The organism is Aeromonas encheleia (assembly GCF_900637545.1).
Taxonomy (GTDB): Bacteria; Pseudomonadota; Gammaproteobacteria; order Enterobacterales; family Aeromonadaceae; genus Aeromonas; species Aeromonas encheleia.
Genome location: NZ_LR134376.1, coordinates 1,780,596 through 1,796,983, shown reverse-complemented (window position 1 = coordinate 1,796,983; position 16,388 = coordinate 1,780,596). Strand labels below are relative to the sequence as shown.

Below are 16,388 nucleotides of genomic sequence, written 5' to 3'. Positions count from 1 at the left end.
CCCCGACATCATCAATAAAGGGATTCAGGCAATCTGAACTGGCTGAACAGGCCGCCGGTGAAGGGGTTCTGCGCGCTGTCGGTGTAGACGCGATAGGTCATGGCCCCCTGATCCACCGGGAAGCGCACATCGAAGGTGGCCTCGTTGACCTGGGTCAGCTCGCCCTTGTCCATCAGCCGGAACATAGCCCAGGGTCCGACGAAGCCTTCGCTGCGCGGTGAGCGCTCCCGGGCAGCCGGCACCAGGGTGATCTTGCTCTCGGCTCCGTCACGCATGGTGTTGGGCCACACCAGCGGGATCTTGGTGCGCCGACCGTGGGCGTATTCCAGCAGCTGGCCGTCCAGGTTCAGTACGCTGCGCCGCTTGTTGGCGGTGAGCTCGATGGGCTCGAGGGCGAACTGCACCTCCAGGTTGCCCTGCTGGCTGAAGAAGATCTGGCGGATGCGCGCCGCGCGGTCGAGCTGCTTCACCAGCTCGGCCTGCATCGGCGAGCTGAACTCCCCTTCCATCAGACCGCTCTCCACCATGGGTTTGAGATTGAGCTGATAGAAGCTGTCCAGGGTGCCGTTCGGGGCGAAGAAGCGTTCCATCTCGGACAGGGGCACATCCTTGGCGGAGCCGGGCTCGAACGGATAGCGACCGGCCAGCTGGCTGTTGAACGGCGTCAGCACCTTGTCCTGCCACTCCTGATTGAGGGACGACATGGCGAGATCGATCACCAGCCGCGAACTCTGATCGGAGAGCTGCCCCACCCAGCGGTCCAGCGGGGCCGGCAGGCCACGGGCGTACTGCTGCAGGGCGAACACAGGATCGGCATACTTGTTGGTCAGCCGCAGCTGGACCGCCTTGAGCGCCGACTGACCCGGCTCGGTGGCGTTGACGATGAGCTCCAGGTAGTGCTGCAACTCCACCAGCTTCTGGTTGACCTCCTGGATGAGCGGGCCCTGCTCGCCACGCCCGCCGAGGGCGGCATTGGTGGCCAGGAAGGGACGCCCGATGCGGGCTGTGATGGCCTGGGCCGGATCCCCTTCCACGTCGGAGAGCTTGCGGATCCGGGTGTTGTCATCGAGCGCCGCCAGCACCCGCTGGAACGGCTGATCGTTGCCGGTGATGGCGGTCAGCACGTCCAGCGCCTGCTCCGGGCTCTCGAGGGGTTGCACGTCCAGGTTGGTGAGCAGTTTTTGCCACTGGTTGACGTAATCGGTGACATAACGCTCGTTGACCTGACGGGTGATCTCCTTGCGGTCGGCCTCGCTCAGCTGACTCAGCTTGCGCTGGCCCAGCACCCAGGCATCCATGGCGGTCAAGTCGATCAGCGCCTTGTCTTGCTTGAGGAAGAAGTCGCTGAACCCGGGGTAGGTGAGCAGACGCGGCACCTGGCCGGCATTCTCACTGCGCAGGGTGAAGACGGTGTCGAAGGTCGGCCCCACCTCGTCGCGCACGTTGAGATCCGGCGGCAACACATCGCTCGCCTTCACCACCAGGTTCTGGTAGACCCGCTGATACATGGGCAACTTGCCAAGCTCGCGCTGGGCGCCATAGACCGGCTCCTTGAACGGCACGAAGGCGGTGATGGCGGCCTGATCCCGCGCCCCCCGGGCGCCGTACCAGTCGGTGTGATCGAGGGCATAGTCGAGGTGACCCATCAACTGCTCCTGCACCGCCCCCTGACCCGGGAAGGCCTGCTGCCAGCGGCTCGCCATGTACTGCTCCACCAGATCCTTGTTGCGACCCGAGGCATCGTCCAGCATCCGCATCACCCGCAGGATGGAGAGCTTCTCCTCGCTGCCGGCCGGCGCCTGCTCGAGATCCTCCAGCAGCCCCTGCATCTGGGCGGGCAGGAAGCGCAGGCTCAGCAGTTGCAGGTAGGAGCCTTCCACATAGGGGCCGATTTCGTCTCCCTGATAGAGGCCGAGATCCGCCACCAGCGGGGTACGCTCGCGGTAGTTGCCAAAGGAGAGGGTCGCCTCGCGAATCAGGTTCAACCGTGGCAACTGGCTCACCCCGAAGGCGTGCTCATCGGCCAGCTCGTTGGTCTGGGTGAAGGCCTGCGCCTTGGTCAGCACGTTGCGACCGGCCTCTTCGTTGACCCGATAGAAATGGTGCCAACCACCGATGAGGAGCGCCGAGAACAGCGACAGGCACCCAAGGCCGATGGCCATGCGACGGCGGCGGTAGAGGGTATGCAGCCGGTTCTCCCCGGCCAGATGGGCCTCGGGGAAGATGATGGAGGAGAACAGCTTGCGCACGAAATAGGTGTTGGACTCCCCGCGCAGGGCCGAGTAAATGGGCTCCGGCAGGTTGTAGCGGCGGGAGGCCGCCTGGGCGAACGCATCGAACGGCACCCCCTGCTGGTAGACGGAGCTGATGTAGACGCCGCGCACCAGCAGCGGCTTGCTCTCCTCGATGGCCAGGGTTTCGTCGAGCAGGCTGGTCACATAGTCCTTCAGCCCCGCCAGCTGGCGCACGAAGGAGAACAGCGCGTTGCGCTGGGCGGCATCCAGCCTGGCCAGCATCAGCTCGGGCAGGTTCTGGTTGAGGTTGTCGACCCACTGATCCCAGAACAGAGCCAGCTCCTGCTGCCAGCTGTCGCCCTGGCCGTCGGTTGGGTTAAAGGTCACCCCCAGCACGGCCTCGCGGGCCTCCTTGTCGAGCTGCTCATACACCACATCGAAACCACGCAGCAGATCCAGCTTGGTGAAGGTGACATAGAGCGGCAAGCGGGTGTTCATGGTGGCCGACACCTCCTGCAGGCGGGAGCGCATCAGCTGGGCATAGGCCTTGCGCTCGGCCACGCTGGCGTGGGAGAGCCAGGCCAGATCCACGGTCAGCACCAGGCCGTTGAGAGGCTGACGGCGACGGTGTTCACTGAGCCAGTTGAGCAGGTGCAGCCAGAGCCGCTCGTGCTTGCGCGCCAGCGGGTCCAGCTCGGGTTCGGATTGGGACAGCAGCTCACCGGCGGGATCCAGCATCACCGCCTGTTCCCCCAGCCAGCAGTCGATCAGCTGATCCTGCGCCACGTCCCGCAGCTCAGTGTCGAGCCTGGGGTTGAGCTTGTTGGCCGGGTTGGCGCGGTGGATCAGGCTGCTCTTGCCGCTGCCGGGCAGCCCCAGCACCAGGTACCAGGGCATGGCGTAGAGCGCCCCCTTGCCCAGGTGTTCGTTGAGTGCCTGCAACCAGCGGCCGAGGAACAGCGCCTGCCGATCGAGCAGCCCCTTCACCGGATCCTGCTCCAGCACGACCTCGTGCTGGCGCTCGGCCTTGAGCTGCTGCATCTTGCGCCACATGCGCCAGGAGAGGATGCCCAGCAGCAGCCAGAGCCACAGCAGGGTGAATACCACCCGCCCCCACAGCGGCTCGAGCGGCTTGGCCTCCCGGATCTCGAGGCGGGGGCCGAGCCACCACACCAGGATCAGGGCGACGACCCAGAGCACCGCGCCGAGCAGGGGCCAGGAGGGTTTCAATTTCGGCAGCTGTTGCCGCAGAAAGGTAAAGATGGTCTTGAACATAAGATTGTGATTCAACTCCGACTCAATGACTCATTTCGACAGCGGGGCCGCCTGGTGTTCCAGACGGCTGACCAATCCAGGTTCCCATTGCGCCAATCCAAGGCGACTGGCCTCTTGCCACAAGTGTTGATAGTGCTGGCGAGCCAGCGAATTCATGCCTTCCTGCGCCAACAGCTCCGCCTGCACCAACTGGGCATGGAAGCGGGCTCTTGGCTCTTTCAACTGCGCCATCCGTTCATCCAGCAGGGCCAGGGCCGCGGCCACCCCCTGCTCCCCGTGCCGCAAGGCTATCTCTTCTGCCAGGCTGGACGCCCCCTCGCCCGCCGCCCCGCCCCTGGCGGGTTGCAGCCAGCGGCCGCACTCCGGGGTGAGAAAGGGGCTGCCATCGCTGAAACCGAGCTCCCGCAGGGCAGGCAGCCGCTGCAAGAAGCTCTCGAGCTCCTGGGCGATGGCCTGGGCCGGCGCGCCAAACCCGAGCTTGTCCGCCACCTGGGCCGAGAGGCGATGCCCCTCGAACCAGTAGGGCGCCAGGGTCAGGCTCTGCTCGATCCGCTGCCAGAGCGCCAGATCCGGGGCGGCCATGGCGGCGCGGTATTCGTCCACCATGTCCACCGACATGGGTGCCAGCTGGGTTTTATGGCCCGGGCCGCTCATGGGGGGTGTGGTGATCCCGGCCCAGATGGCGTGGCGACGCAGGCGATAGCCCACCGCCGCCTCCGGCTGCCGCTCGATCAGCAGTTGTGCCACCTTGAGCTGGGTCTGTCGCCAGGCCCTGTCGTTGGAGCTGTCGAGCTCGATGCCAACGCTCTTGGCGCCGCCACTGAGCACCATGGCGCCACTCGCAGCAACCTGGTTGGCATGAGCGCTCGCCGCACCAGAGGGCTCGCCCCGATCGGCCTGCGCCTGGGCCACCTGCTGGCGCTGGGCCCGCTTCAGCCCCATCAGCAGAGGATCGAGCAGCTCGCCCTTGTCCGGGCACTGGGCCAGCCAGCAGGCTTCCAGCTGCTCGGCCTGGGCCAGCAGCTGGGCCAGCTCGGCCGCCGAGGCACCCTCGCTCACCCGCGGCAGGGCGCCCTCGAAACGCTTGACGATCTGCACCATCAGCCGCTGTTTCTGGCTCCCGTTACCGGGCCAGGCCAAGAGCCAATAGGCGCTGACCCAGGCCTCCAGCAGGCTGAGCGCGGCCCCCATGGGGGTCGCCTTGGCCGGGTGTTGCAGGCAGCGCAGCAGCTGGGCCAGCACCCGCATGTCCTTGGTACGGCTCTCCAGCAGGCCGAGGCAGGCCTCAGCCACCGCGTTGAGATCCACCTGGCTGTGGGCCAGGGAGCCCAGCTTGACCAGCTCGGTCTCCACATAGTCCCAGCGCGGCTCATCGGCCAGCACGGCGCCTCTTATCTGTTCATCCGGCAGGCTGCTCAGCAGGCGGGCACACCAGGGGTGTCGATAGCTCATGGCGCCCCCTACCAGCGACACTGCTGACGCAGCGGGGCCAGCGCCTCTTTCAGGCCGCTCAAGTCGACCCGCAGCAGGGCGCCGTTGTCGGCCCGCACCTGCAGCTCGCGATGGCCGAGCCAGCGCTTGAGCTCCTCGATGGCCGGCAGGCCGCGGCCGTATTCCAGCAGCAGCCCCCGATCCCGGATGAACCAGCTCTGGGCGCTGTTACTGGGCGAGCCGTCGAGCTCAAGCTGCACCCCCTCTCCGACCCAGGGCGCATCCAGCCGCAGCCGGATGTGGGTGATGCTGTCGACACAACCTATGGCCAGCGTCGCCCCGCGCAGGGCCGGGCGGGTCAGGGTCTCGCTGCCACGAGCGGGATCGCTTTGCAGCAGGAAGGGCGGGCTTTCGGGAGTGCGGGCCAGCTCCTGATCCCAGATCCCCTGCCAGGCGGCAGACTTGGCTACCCCGCCGTCCGGCATCGAGTCGGCAGCGCCGCCGAGGGCGTCGTAGCAGGCCAGCCGGATCAGCGGGGATGGCTCGCGCCGGCACTGCTGCCAACCGCTCATGTCCGGCTGCGGCGCCGCACTGCCGACGGCCAGCAGCAGCGGCAAGAGGCCGAGGACGCTCATCAGTTCACCTCCAGTTTCTGGCACTTGTGATCCAGGGTGCGCTTGGGAATGTTCAGACTCTCGGCCACCAACATGCGGTTACCCTGGAAATGGCGCAGCCTGGCCTCGATGACCGAGGCCTCGTACTGCTGCATGGCGCGGCGCAGATCCCGGATATGGTTGTAGTCGTCGAGATAGCCCGGCAGCTCGACGGAGACCCGCTCCCTGAGCTCGGGGGGCAACGCCTCCAGCAGCACCTCCTCGCCGTGGCGGGTGTGGGCGCAGGCCACCTCCAAGAGGTTGCGCAGCTCGCGCACGTTGCCGGGGAAGTCATAGCTCTGCAGCTGCTTCAGGAACTTGCGATGCAAGCCGCCGAGCGCCTTGCCATCCTGCTCGGCAAACTGGGCCATGAAGTGCTGGCACAGCATGGGCACGTCATCCATGTGCTCGCGCAGGGGGGCGATCAGCAGCAGGCACTGGCAGAGCCGGTGATAGAGATCGGCCCGGAACTGGCCCTCCTCCACGTGACGACTGAGGGGCTGATGGGTCGCGGCGATGAGGCGAAAATCGGAGTGGCTCTCCTGCTCGGCGCCGAGCGGCCGGTAGCTGCGGGTCTCGAGCACCCGCAGCAGCTTGGCCTGCATGGCGGCGGGCATGTCGCCCACCTCATCCAAAAACAGGGTGCCGCCGTTGGCCTGGGCCACCAGCCCGGCCTTGTTGGACAAGGCGCCGGAGAAGGCCCCCTTCTGATAACCGAACAACTCGCTCTCGATCAGGTTCTCCGGGATGGCGGCGCAGTTGATGGCGACGAAGGGTTTGCCGGCACGATCTGAGCATTGATGCACCAGCCGGGCGACCACCTCCTTGCCACTGCCGGTCTCCCCCTGGATAAGCACGGTCAGCTTGTGCTGACCCGCCAGGCTTATCTGTTCGCGCAACCCGCGGATCACCGCCGACTGACCGATCAGCTGATCGGCCAGCAGCTTCTCGTATTGGCGCTTGATCTGCCCCTCCCCCTTCATCTGACGCAGGGAGTCGCGCAGCACGCTCTGATCCCGGCGACTGCGGCCCAGATCGCGGATGAGGGTGAGCTGGTTGCAAAACACCTGGGACAACTGGGCCAGCTCGGGACGGGTCACCCACTCCTGCAGCCGCTCGGCATCGTCCATCATGGCCAGCACGGCGAACGGCTTGCCATTGCCATCGTTGAGGGGGAAGGCGTGCAGGCCGCACTGCTGGCCGAGGTTGGCCAGCAGTGCGCGAAAGGCGGCGTGCTCGATGCGCGCCCCGCCATGGAGGGAGTCCCAGGTACGGGACTGGGCCTTGTGCAGCACATAGGCCAGCGGGTGGGAGAAATCATCCACCGCCAGCGCCAGCGACACGGCCTGCCCCTTGACCCAGCCCTGACACTCCAGCTGGCGGCCGCTCACATCCAGCAGGCCGAGCAGGAGCCCCTTGGGCTGGAAGCTGGCGTGCAGGGTCGAGGCCCACCAGTGGCACAGGTGCGGCTCGTCGCGCTGCTGCGTCAGTGCGAGGGCGAAGGCGAGGGCTTGTTCCATGTTCAGCCCTCCACCTCGGCCACGAACTGCTGTTCGGCCACGCTGAATCGCACCCGGCTGATGGGCTCACCGACGGCCAGCCGTTGCAGCAACTGCAGCGATACCGGTGGCAGCAGGGCCCCGTCGATGACGGATTCCAGCATGCGAGCCCCGTTCTCGCTGCGATTGGCGCGGCGCAGTATCTCCTCGGCCACCTCGTCTTCCAGCACCACCTCGGCACCGAAACGCTCCTTGAGCAGCTTGACCAGCCGGTCGAGCTTGCCTCCCACGATCTCGATCAGGCTGTCGTGGCCGAGCGGCAGATAGGGGATCACCTCCATCCGCGCCAGCAGCGCCGGCTTGAAGAAGGCGGCCAGCTCGGGATAAAGCGCATCGAGCAGCGCCTCTGGCTGCTGCGCATGATCGACTATGGTCTGGAAGCCGAGGTTGGAGGTGAGGAAGAACACAACGTTCTTGCAGTCGATGAGGCGCCCTTCCCCGTCCGCCAGCTCGCCCTTGTCGAACGCCTGATAGAAGAGGTTCAGCACGTCCGGGTGGGCCTTCTCCACCTCGTCCAGCAGCACCACTGAGTAGGGCTTCTGACGAATGGCCTCGGTCAGCACGCCACCTTCACCGAAGCCGACATAGCCGGGAGGAGACCCGATCAGGCGGGAGACGGTGTGCTTCTCCTGATACTCGGACATGTTGATGGTGGTGAGGTACTGGCGCCCGCCGAACATCAGCTCCGCAATCTGCAACACGGTTTCGGTCTTGCCGACCCCGCTCGGCCCCACCAACAGGAAGGCGCCAAGGGGGCGACCCGGGCGGCGCAAGTCGGCGCGGGCGGTCAGCAGGTGCTTGTGCAGGTGGGCCACCGCCACATCCTGCCCCTTGATGAGGGAGCCGAGGTACTCCGGCAGCCGGGTCACCACGTCGAGCTCCCCCTGGGAGATGCGATTGAGGGGCACCCCGGTCCACTCGGCGATCACCGCCGCGACCTGGGTCTTGTCGACGTGGGCCGAGACCAGCACGGCCCCCTGTTGCAGGGCGGCCAGCTCGCGCTCGAGCCCAGCCAATTTGTCGGCGGCGGCCTGGGGATCCAGCGGCGCATCGGCAAGGTCCAGCGCCTCGCCCTGTTCTTCGGCCAGCAGGGCGGCGCGCAGCTCGACGATCTGCTGTACCAGCCCCTGCTGTTGCTGCCACTGGGATTCCTGCTCGCGCAGGGTCTCGCGGCAGCGCTGCTGGGCGGCCTGCAGCTCGGCCAGCCGCTCGACGTTGTCACCCAGGCCGATCAGGCTCTGGCGCTCCAGCTGGCGGATCTCCAGCTCACGCTGGCGCAGCTCGTTTTGCAAATGGCTGACGGCGCGCGGCGGCGTGGTCAGGTTGATGGCGACCCGGGCACAGGCGGTATCGAGCACGTCGATCGCCTTGTCCGGCAGCTGCCGGCCGGAGATGTAACGGGCGGAGAGTTGGGCGGCGGCCTGCAGCGCCTCCTCGTCGATCAGCACCCCGTGGGCCTTCTCATAGATGCTGCGCAGGCCGCGCAGGATCACGGTCGCCTCAGAGGCCGAGGGCTCACCCACCTTCACCAGCTGGAAGCGGCGCGAGAGGGCGGCGTCTTTCTCCACGTATTTCTTGTACTCGCCCCAGGTGGTGGCGGCTATGGTGCGCAGTTCACCCCGGGCCAGGGCGGGTTTGATCAGGTTGGAGACATCCAGCCCGCCGGCCTGATTGCCGGCCCCGATCAGGGTGTGGGCCTCGTCGATGAACAGGATGACCGGACGCACCGCGTCTTTCACCTCCTGCATCACCCCCTTGAAGCGTTTCTCGAACTCCCCCTTGACCGAGGCGCCGGCCTGCATGGCGCCAAGGTCGAGCGTCATCAGCTCGACGCTTCGCAGCTTCTCGGGCACCTGATCCGCCACTATGCGCAGCGCCAACCCCTCGATGAGGGCGCTCTTGCCGACCCCGGCCTCTCCCACGACGATGGGGTTGTTCTTGCGACGGCGGGAGAGGATGTCGATCATCAGATCGATCTCGTGATCCCGGCACAGCACCGGATCCAGGCTGCCCTGGCGGGCCTGCTCGGTCACGTTGACGGTGAAACGGGCCAGCAGGCTGGCATCGGCCGGCAGGGCGCCCTGGCTGGCGGTGCCACCGGCGGAGACGGTCACCTGGGTCTCGGCAGACTCTTTCACCCACTCATCGAACTGCTGGCGCAGCAGCTCGCGGTTGACGTTGGCCAGCAGCCGGGTCACCGAACCTGGCAGGTAACGCTGGGGGGTCATCAGCAGCACCAGCAGCATGACGCCGCTGCGCAGCTGGGCATGTTGCAGCTCGGCGGAGGCCAGCAGCCAGCTGTCTTGCAGCCACTCCACCAGCAGCGGCGAGAAGGAGGGATAACCCTGGCCATAGCCGCTGTCGGCATGGGAGGGTTGCAGCAAGGTCTTGAGCTCCTCGACCTCCACCTCGGCCCGCTTGAGGATCTGGCGCACATCGGACAAGGGAGTATCCAGCATCTTCAGCAGCAGGTGCTCGATGCGGATCTCGGCCCCCTGATGGTTGACGCAGAGGGCCGCAGCCTCCTCCAGCATGTGACGACAGATGGGGTTCAGTCTTTCCACCAGTACCGGTAGCTCTATACGAATCAAGGCGTGCTCTCCTCAGACAGTTATTTTAATAATTCGCCCAGTTGACGCAGCACGTCCTGGGTCTGGTTATTGAGTTGGTGGTGATAGAGGCCAAAGATGATGGCCAGGATCATGGCGCCGCCCATGAACAGGCTGCGCAGGGATATCTGCTTGCGCAGTTGGTAGCGGGAGGCCTGACGGCCAAGGTCCAGGTGAAACACGCTGGGTGCCTCCCCGCTCGCCTCGGGGGAGAGCTGCTTGTGCAACTGCTTGACGATGCGCTCGAATTCACCCTGGCCCTGGCTCATCACCTTGTAGCGCCCCTCGAAGCCGAGGCAGAGGCACAGATAGATGAACTCCAGGATGTCGCGATAACGCACCGGGTCTTCCTGCAGGCGGGCCAGCAGCACGAACACCTTCTCCCCGCCCCAGGTCTCGTTGTGGAAACGGGTCAGCAGGGAGTGCTCTGACCATTCACTCTGGCTGCCCCAGTCGCGGCCCATCACGGCCTCGTCGATGAAGGTGCACAGTATGTAGCGAAACGAGAGCACCACTCCGTTCTCGTAACCCTGGGCCATCAGCTCCTGCTCTATGGCCTGGATCTCGGTCACCACCCGCTGGTAGAGCTCGGGCACCCGATCGTGGCGGGAGAGCAGCCGTACCCGCTGCACCAGCCCCAGCAAGGGGGTCACCGCATCGATCATGGGGTTGATGCTCTGGCCGCGCAAGCGGAACCAATAGTCCGAATCCATGTCCAGCTGCTCGGCATGATCGAACAGCAGATCGCTGAGTTGCTCGTTCTTGATAATGTCCGTGGTCATCTCTGCTTGTTTCCTTGGTGCGATCACTGGCTACGGATGGCCCAGAGCTGCATATCCAGCTCGGGGAAATCGCCGGCGATGTGGAAGGCGAGCGTGTTGCCCACCGCCAGCATCTGCCAGGCCGGGCTCTGCCTGTCGAGCTGGAAGTAGCTGTAACCGGCGTGATAGGGCAGCTGGCGCGGCGCCACCGGCAGCGGCAGCAGCGGAATGCCGGGCAGCTGCAGGCTGATGAGCTCGCGGATCTTGTCGCTGGAGGCCACCTTGGTCTGCTGCAGCAACTGCTTGCGCAACTGCTCCTGGGGCATGCGGGCCCGCACCGCCAGCACGAAGTCGGCGCTTTGCATCAGCTCGCTCTCCCCCACCACGGCCACCATGACGCCGTACTGGTGCTTGCGCAGCTGGATGGAGACGGCGCGCGGCGACAGCACAGTGCTGAGGGCCTGGCGCAGGGCCAGCATCACCGGCTCGAAACTCACCTGCTGATCGTCGTGACGATAGGCGGCAAACTCCGGCGGCAGGCGGGACTCATCGGTGAAGGTCATCAACTCGCCGCACAGCTGCACCAGCGCCTCGTGCAACCGCTCCGGGTGCAGGGTGCCGAGACGCGAGAGGTGGGACAGCTGGGGCTGGGCCCGGTTGAGCAGTTGCAGCATCATGAACTCGGCCACATCGGCGACCCCCTGCTGACCGGGGGCGGCGATCCGTTGGGAGAGGCTGCGCGCCCGCTCGGCCACCAGACCCGCCGACTCGCCGAGGAAGCGCTTGAGGGTCGGGATGGCCGACACGCTGATGCTGCAGGGCATGAAGTTGGGGTCCAGCACCAGGCCGCCGTCCGGACGCTTGTCCAGGATGCGAGCGATGGCCAACGACGCGTAGGCGCTGCGATCCTCACGCTCCAGCATCAACCTCAAGCTGACCCGTCCCACCTCGAGGGAGACCACGTCCCCCCCTTCGCTGTGCAGATCCCGCACATCGTGGCGATGGGCCTGCAGCCGGGTGGCAACCTGACCGCCCTGATTGACCTCGTTGACCCCGCTCACCGAGAGCGGCAGCGCCAGATAGACCTTCTGGTTCGCCACCGAGGCGTCGGTGATCTCGAGGGGAGTCGGCAGCACATCGTCGTTCGGAATATTGAAGACGGTGCCATCGGGCAGGATGCCGGTGGCCCCCACCAGGGCGATGCGGCCGAACCCCAGGTAATCCTCGTTGATGACGAGCGTCTGCAGCCCGTAGAAATAGTCGCTGAGCGCACTCAGGCGAGCGTGCAGCGCGTACTCCGAATGTCTTTGTTGTTGCTGGAAGTGCTGGGGCTTGATAAACAGCCCCTCACGCCAGATAACCCGATTTCGACTCGACATGGTTATTCTTCTTCTTGTTGCAGCTCTACTTCATCCAGACGCAGATGAACCAGAATTTGATAGGCTCGGCCCAGGCTCTTGACCTTGATGACCTTGCGCCACTCGGCGCTGTCCGGATCGGCATAGCGGGCGATCACCCCGATGTAGCGGGTCTTCTCGTCGAGCTTGATGGGGGACAGGTACTTGAACTGGCCCGGCAGCAGGGTGTAGTCCTGATGATCCAGGTAGTTCTTGCCAAGGGCCTTCTCCACGTCCTCGGTCACCTGGTCGTAATCGGTGGCGAGCAGCTTGGAATCCTCGGCCAGCAGCAGCACCTGGAACTCGATTGGTGCCGCCTCCCCGCTGCCGTTGGGATTGACGTCCGGCTCGGCCAGCAGGCTCAGCCCCAGAGTCGAGGGTTGATCGTCATTGCTGCCCACCTGGATATCCGGATCCATGGCCACATCAGCCATCTTGCCCATGGTGGTACAAGCTGCCAGGGCCAACAGACAGGCCCCCAGCATCAGCGCACGTATCATCAAATCAGTCCCTGTTGCTGACGCACGGCCTGGTCGTATGCCTGGGCATAGACCTGATGGAACAGCTTGTCGAACCCTTGCTGGCGGGCAGAGGTGAGCTCGCGGTAATAGTGCTGGTACATGTTCCAGGCCCAGCCCTCGTCGGCCATGCCCGGGGTACCGGTGCGGCGGTAGTGCTCGAAGCGGCCGAGCAGCGCATCCGGCGAGAAGGCCTGCAGTATGCTGTCGAGCGCCGCGCCTATGGCCTGCTGATTCGCGACGTGATGGATACGCACGTTGCGCAGGCTCTCGGCCACCGCCGCCGGGGCGGTCAGGTGCACCGGGCTCTTCTGCTCGGCAAACATCACCGCCAGGGTCTCGTCATAGTCGAGCCCGAGCCGCAGCGGGTTGTCCTCGATGGGACGCAGGTGCCGGTCCGCCAGCGCCGCCTGATCGCTTTGCAGTTTCAGCAAGCCTTCCACCATGGCGCGTACCGTCTTGCCCATCTCTTCGAGCATGTCGTGGGCCTGCTGGGTATCTTGCAACTGCAACGGCTGACCCAGCCCGCGCATCAAGGGCGTCAGTGCGACGTGATCGACCCCCTCCAGCGGATGGGCGTAATCGGGATGGTTCTCGATGGTGGGCATATCCAGAAATTCTTGGTTCATGGTGTCCTCGACGGCAGAAAAGGGGGACAGGGACGGATGTTCCATATCCGGTTGCGGGTGGAAGTCGCTCTGGCGACGGGGATCGACCAGCGGGGTCAGGGGGTTGCGCTCATGCTGCAGCGCCAGCAAGGGATCGACGGCCAGGGCGCGCGGATCGTCCTGGCTCGGCCGATGCGCCTCCCCGCTCAGCCACTCGTCCAGCTGCTCGGAGGGACGGTTGCCCAGCACCTGCTGCAGGCTCTGCTCGGCCGAGATGGCCCCCAGGTAGGCGCGCAGTCGGAACGGACCGACGATCAGCTCGTCCCCCTGCTCCAGATGCACCTTGCGGGCCCGCCCTATGGGTGAGGTCGCACCGTTGATATAGGTCTGACCGCTCAGATCGCACAGACAGAAGCGACCGTCATGGAGCTCGACTCGGGCGTGGGCCGGCATAACCGCCCCCAACCTGTCGCGCAGCTGCCAGTCATCCTGTTCGGAGGCCCCGAGGGAGCCGCCCATCTCATCGAAGCGGTATTGCACCTGCTGGTTGCCATCGAGCTGCTCGCTGTTGAGCACCACCAGGGAAAGTTGCTGGTTAAAGTCGTCCACATTCACTCCTGCACACAAATGGTCACGAACGGCTCACTCGGCGGCTGACCGAGAAAGGTACTCCAGCCCAGGCGCGCACTCTGCTCCTCCCCCAACCTCAGCCCTTTGGCCTGCTCCTGGCCGAAGCCAAGCCGCAGATCCCAGGCCAATTGGTCGCGCAGGATGAAGGAGACAAAGGTCACCAGGGCGTGGAAATGCTCTCCGTTCGGGAGAAACCCGAGAAACTGCCCAAAACTCAGGTTGTTGATCTTCAATAAAAACTTGCCCGCACAATCGTTCACCTTGTCGCCGATGACGAAGTCATCCCCCAAAGTGGCGCAGGCGCTGCCCAGTCGGTTCTGCTGATCCTGATGGATGGACACCCGGCGCCACTGCCAGGCGCTGACCGTCACATCCGCCAGATCGAAACAGTGCGCCACCAGGCCGGCCACCACCTCGGGGGAGCGGCTGGGGCTGGCCAGCATGCCGGCGTAGGAGAGCATCTTGGCGCGGTTGACCGGCAGGCTGCGGCAGACCGCCTCGTTACCCAGCCCCACCAGGGCGAACATCAGGCGGGAGAATCCATCCTCACCGTTGTCCTGAAAGCGCACGTGGTAGCGGTACTTGCGCCAGATCCGGTGCAGCAGGGTCAGCAGGCGGTGGTGGAAGAAGTCCAGAAACAGGCCGAGCTTCTGCTCACCCTGGGCGTACTCCCAGGCCAGCGAGTCAAGGTAATAGCCGGGCATGGGAGACTGGCTGCCGTGCAGGCCGAGGAAGGCCACCTCCAGCTCATGACGCCCCTTGCCATCCTTGCCTATCTGCAGCACGTCGCTGGTGGGGAAGCCGAGGGAGGCGGTCGCCTTGAAGCGGATCCCTTCATCGCCCGGCAGATGATCGAGCCCCCGCTCCTGATCGGTGCCGTCCAGCCGGTTGAGCAACTCGACCAGCTGGAAGAAATTGAAGCGGGGGGCGTCCCTGGCGGACGTCACATCAGGGAGTGCTGACCGATCTGGACTGGCCACTGGTAACGCTCCTTGTTGTCGAGATTGACCACCTCAAGCAGGTGGAAGGCATTGACGCTGGCATACAGCGAGAAGAAGTGGGCCAGCACTGTACTGAACAGGTAGAGCTCCCCTTCGCTGCCAAAGGCGGACTGGCGGATGGAGAGCACAGACTTGAGTCCGCGCACCGGCATGCCGCGCACCAACCGGTCGACCGGGGTGGTCTCGATCTCCTCGATCCCCGCCAGCCGCTTGCGCGAGGCCTGCTCGGCCTGCTTGTCGTGCAGCGCCGGGAAGTCATAGGTGCGCAGCACCTGCACCAGGGCATCGCGACGCAGCAGGGAGACATAGTTGAGGGACAGGTTGGAGATGAGGGTCCAGTGCAGGCTGCCATCCAGTGCCGGGCGCAATGGCCGGGTCGGCCGGATCAGATTGCGGAAGGTGGCAAACGAGGGCGAACTGCCAGTCGGCACGCAGATGTTGCCAACCTTGAGGGCGGCGGCGCGGGAACGGTTGGTGCAGGTCAGGGTGACCGAGATGGATTCATCGAGATCGACGGTGGTGGTCTCGTCCCCCCGCACGAAGGAGAGCTGATGCTCGAAGCCGTCGCCACTGACCGCCTCCCTGACCCGCACCCGGTAGTAGAGCGCCAGGCGGTGCTTGGCTCGCTCGATCTGGTGCTGGAAACTCTCGAACGGCTGATAGATGCGTGGCGTGCCGCGGGAGCGGCCCAGGTTGCCCTCCACCCAGCCTTCGACCTCGTCGACCGAGAAGATCTCGAAGCTGTCCGCGTGGCGGTAACTCGCCTTGAGGGGGTACTCGGCCTGACGGCCGTTGAGGTTGACCGGCTCACTGTCGTGCTGGAACAGGTTGATGGCCGGCACGCAGTTGAGCATGAAGGAGTCGGGCCGGATCTTGAGCTCCGCCGGCAGGGGTCGGTCGAAACAGAAGTGGATCTTGAATTCGCTGACTGGCAGGGGTTGCTTTGGCCAGTCACCGCCGGAGAGCTCGAAGAACAGGAAGCTCTCCGGGAAGCAGAAATACTCCTGCAGGATCCGGTAGCCGGAATAGACGTTGTTCGGATAGGGCAGCAGGGCATCGTCGCGCTCGAAGCCGATGGGCTTGAGTGCCTTGGCCTCCTGACGAAAGCGCTTGCCGTCGATCTCCAGCTCGATATGAGAGAGCTGGTTGGAGAGCCAGAAATAGAGCTCATAGGCGGTATAGCTGTCGCCACCGAGGAAGAAACGCAGCTTGTCCAGCTGCAGCTCGCTTAGCGGCAAGGGGGCATGCAGGGCGATATCCAGCGAGATGGTGGAGAGATCGTTGCCACTCTGGGAGGCGATATGGCGGATATCGGCCGGGTAGATCCAGGCATCGTGGCTGGTCTGGAAGTGACAGGTCACCTCGTCGATGGGCAGGCTGTCGAGTTGACAACCCTGCTTGACCAGCGCCGGCTGGGTGATGGCACCCGGAATGACCGAGAACTGCATGATGGTCATGCTGGGCACGGGGCGCAAATAGTTGGGCCAGAGCATATTGAGCAGACCGTGGGTCAGCTCGGGGAACTCATCCTCGATCTTGGCGCGCAGATTGCCGGTGAGAAACGCGAAGCCTTCCAGCAGGCGCTCCACGTCCGGATCGGTATTTTGCTCCGACAGGAAACGGGTGAGTTCGGGATAGGCATCGGCAAATTCGCGCCCTTGCAGGCGCAAAAATGCCAGTTCATCCCTGAAGTAATGTTCCAGCGACATTGA

General features: G+C 65.0%; 11 protein-coding genes. All 11 read right to left on the bottom strand.

Going from position 1 to position 16,388, the window contains the following annotated elements:
• Positions 1 to 11 precede the first annotated feature (11 nt).
• Genes tssM through tssF form a run of 11 tightly spaced genes read right to left on the bottom strand, consistent with a single transcriptional unit; the run spans position 12 to position 16,385 of the window.
• Positions 12 to 3,509 (bottom strand): type VI secretion system membrane subunit TssM, encoded by a 3,498-nt coding sequence (tssM, locus tag EL255_RS08460; RefSeq protein WP_042653497.1) that lies wholly within the window; start codon positions 3,507 to 3,509, stop codon positions 12 to 14.
• Between the two features lie 30 nt (positions 3,510 to 3,539).
• Positions 3,540 to 4,961 carry a type VI secretion system protein TssA gene (gene tssA, locus EL255_RS08455; RefSeq protein ID WP_042653752.1) on the bottom strand — a complete coding sequence of 474 codons (1,422 nt, stop codon included), beginning with the start codon at positions 4,959 to 4,961 and terminating at the stop codon, positions 3,540 to 3,542.
• Positions 4,962 to 4,969: 8 nt separating this feature from the next.
• Positions 4,970 to 5,575, bottom strand: a complete 606-nt coding sequence (gene vasI, locus EL255_RS08450) for a type VI secretion system-associated protein VasI (protein ID WP_042653496.1) — start codon at positions 5,573 to 5,575, stop codon at positions 4,970 to 4,972.
• Positions 5,575 to 7,113 (bottom strand): sigma-54 interaction domain-containing protein, encoded by a 1,539-nt coding sequence (locus EL255_RS08445; protein WP_042653495.1) that lies wholly within the window; start codon positions 7,111 to 7,113, stop codon positions 5,575 to 5,577. The genes vasI and EL255_RS08445 overlap by 1 nt, the downstream gene beginning before the upstream one ends.
• 2 nt (positions 7,114 to 7,115) lie before the next feature.
• On the bottom strand, positions 7,116 to 9,743 hold the full coding sequence (gene tssH / locus EL255_RS08440) for a type VI secretion system ATPase TssH (RefSeq protein WP_042653494.1): 2,628 nt from the start codon (positions 9,741 to 9,743) through the stop codon (positions 7,116 to 7,118).
• A 20-nt stretch (positions 9,744 to 9,763) separates the two neighbouring features.
• Positions 9,764 to 10,543 carry a type IVB secretion system protein IcmH/DotU gene (gene icmH / locus EL255_RS08435; RefSeq protein WP_042653493.1) on the bottom strand — a complete coding sequence of 260 codons (780 nt, stop codon included), beginning with the start codon at positions 10,541 to 10,543 and terminating at the stop codon, positions 9,764 to 9,766.
• A 23-nt stretch (positions 10,544 to 10,566) separates the two neighbouring features.
• Entirely contained in the window at positions 10,567 to 11,901 is a 1,335-nt protein-coding gene (gene tssK / locus EL255_RS08430) for a type VI secretion system baseplate subunit TssK (protein WP_042653492.1), read from the bottom strand.
• A gap of 2 nt (positions 11,902 to 11,903) precedes the next feature.
• A complete protein-coding gene (tssJ, locus tag EL255_RS08425) occupies positions 11,904 to 12,419 on the bottom strand; it encodes a type VI secretion system lipoprotein TssJ (RefSeq protein ID WP_042653491.1) in 516 nt (171 codons plus the stop codon).
• Entirely contained in the window at positions 12,419 to 13,654 is a 1,236-nt protein-coding gene (gene tagH, locus EL255_RS08420; protein WP_042653490.1) for a type VI secretion system-associated FHA domain protein TagH, read from the bottom strand. The genes tssJ and tagH overlap by 1 nt, the downstream gene beginning before the upstream one ends.
• A gap of 2 nt (positions 13,655 to 13,656) precedes the next feature.
• Positions 13,657 to 14,655 carry a type VI secretion system baseplate subunit TssG gene (gene tssG / locus EL255_RS08415; protein WP_042653751.1) on the bottom strand — a complete coding sequence of 333 codons (999 nt, stop codon included), beginning with the start codon at positions 14,653 to 14,655 and terminating at the stop codon, positions 13,657 to 13,659.
• Positions 14,619 to 16,385 carry a type VI secretion system baseplate subunit TssF gene (gene tssF / locus EL255_RS08410; RefSeq protein WP_042653489.1) on the bottom strand — a complete coding sequence of 589 codons (1,767 nt, stop codon included), beginning with the start codon at positions 16,383 to 16,385 and terminating at the stop codon, positions 14,619 to 14,621. The genes tssG and tssF overlap by 37 nt, the downstream gene beginning before the upstream one ends.
• Between the last annotated feature and the right edge of the window lie 3 nt (positions 16,386 to 16,388).

Coding starts and splice junctions, on each gene's coding strand:
- tssM (WP_042653497.1), bottom strand. CDS start 3,509: ATGTTCAAGACCATCTTTACCTTTCTGCGGCAACAGCTGCCGAAATTG.
- tssA (WP_042653752.1), bottom strand. CDS start 4,961: ATGAGCTATCGACACCCCTGGTGTGCCCGCCTGCTGAGCAGCCTGCCG.
- vasI (WP_042653496.1), bottom strand. CDS start 5,575: ATGAGCGTCCTCGGCCTCTTGCCGCTGCTGCTGGCCGTCGGCAGTGCG.
- EL255_RS08445 (WP_042653495.1), bottom strand. CDS start 7,113: ATGGAACAAGCCCTCGCCTTCGCCCTCGCACTGACGCAGCAGCGCGAC.
- icmH (WP_042653493.1), bottom strand. CDS start 10,543: ATGACCACGGACATTATCAAGAACGAGCAACTCAGCGATCTGCTGTTC.
- tssK (WP_042653492.1), bottom strand. CDS start 11,901: ATGTCGAGTCGAAATCGGGTTATCTGGCGTGAGGGGCTGTTTATCAAG.
- tssJ (WP_042653491.1), bottom strand. CDS start 12,419: ATGATACGTGCGCTGATGCTGGGGGCCTGTCTGTTGGCCCTGGCAGCT.
- tssF (WP_042653489.1), bottom strand. CDS start 16,385: ATGTCGCTGGAACATTACTTCAGGGATGAACTGGCATTTTTGCGCCTG.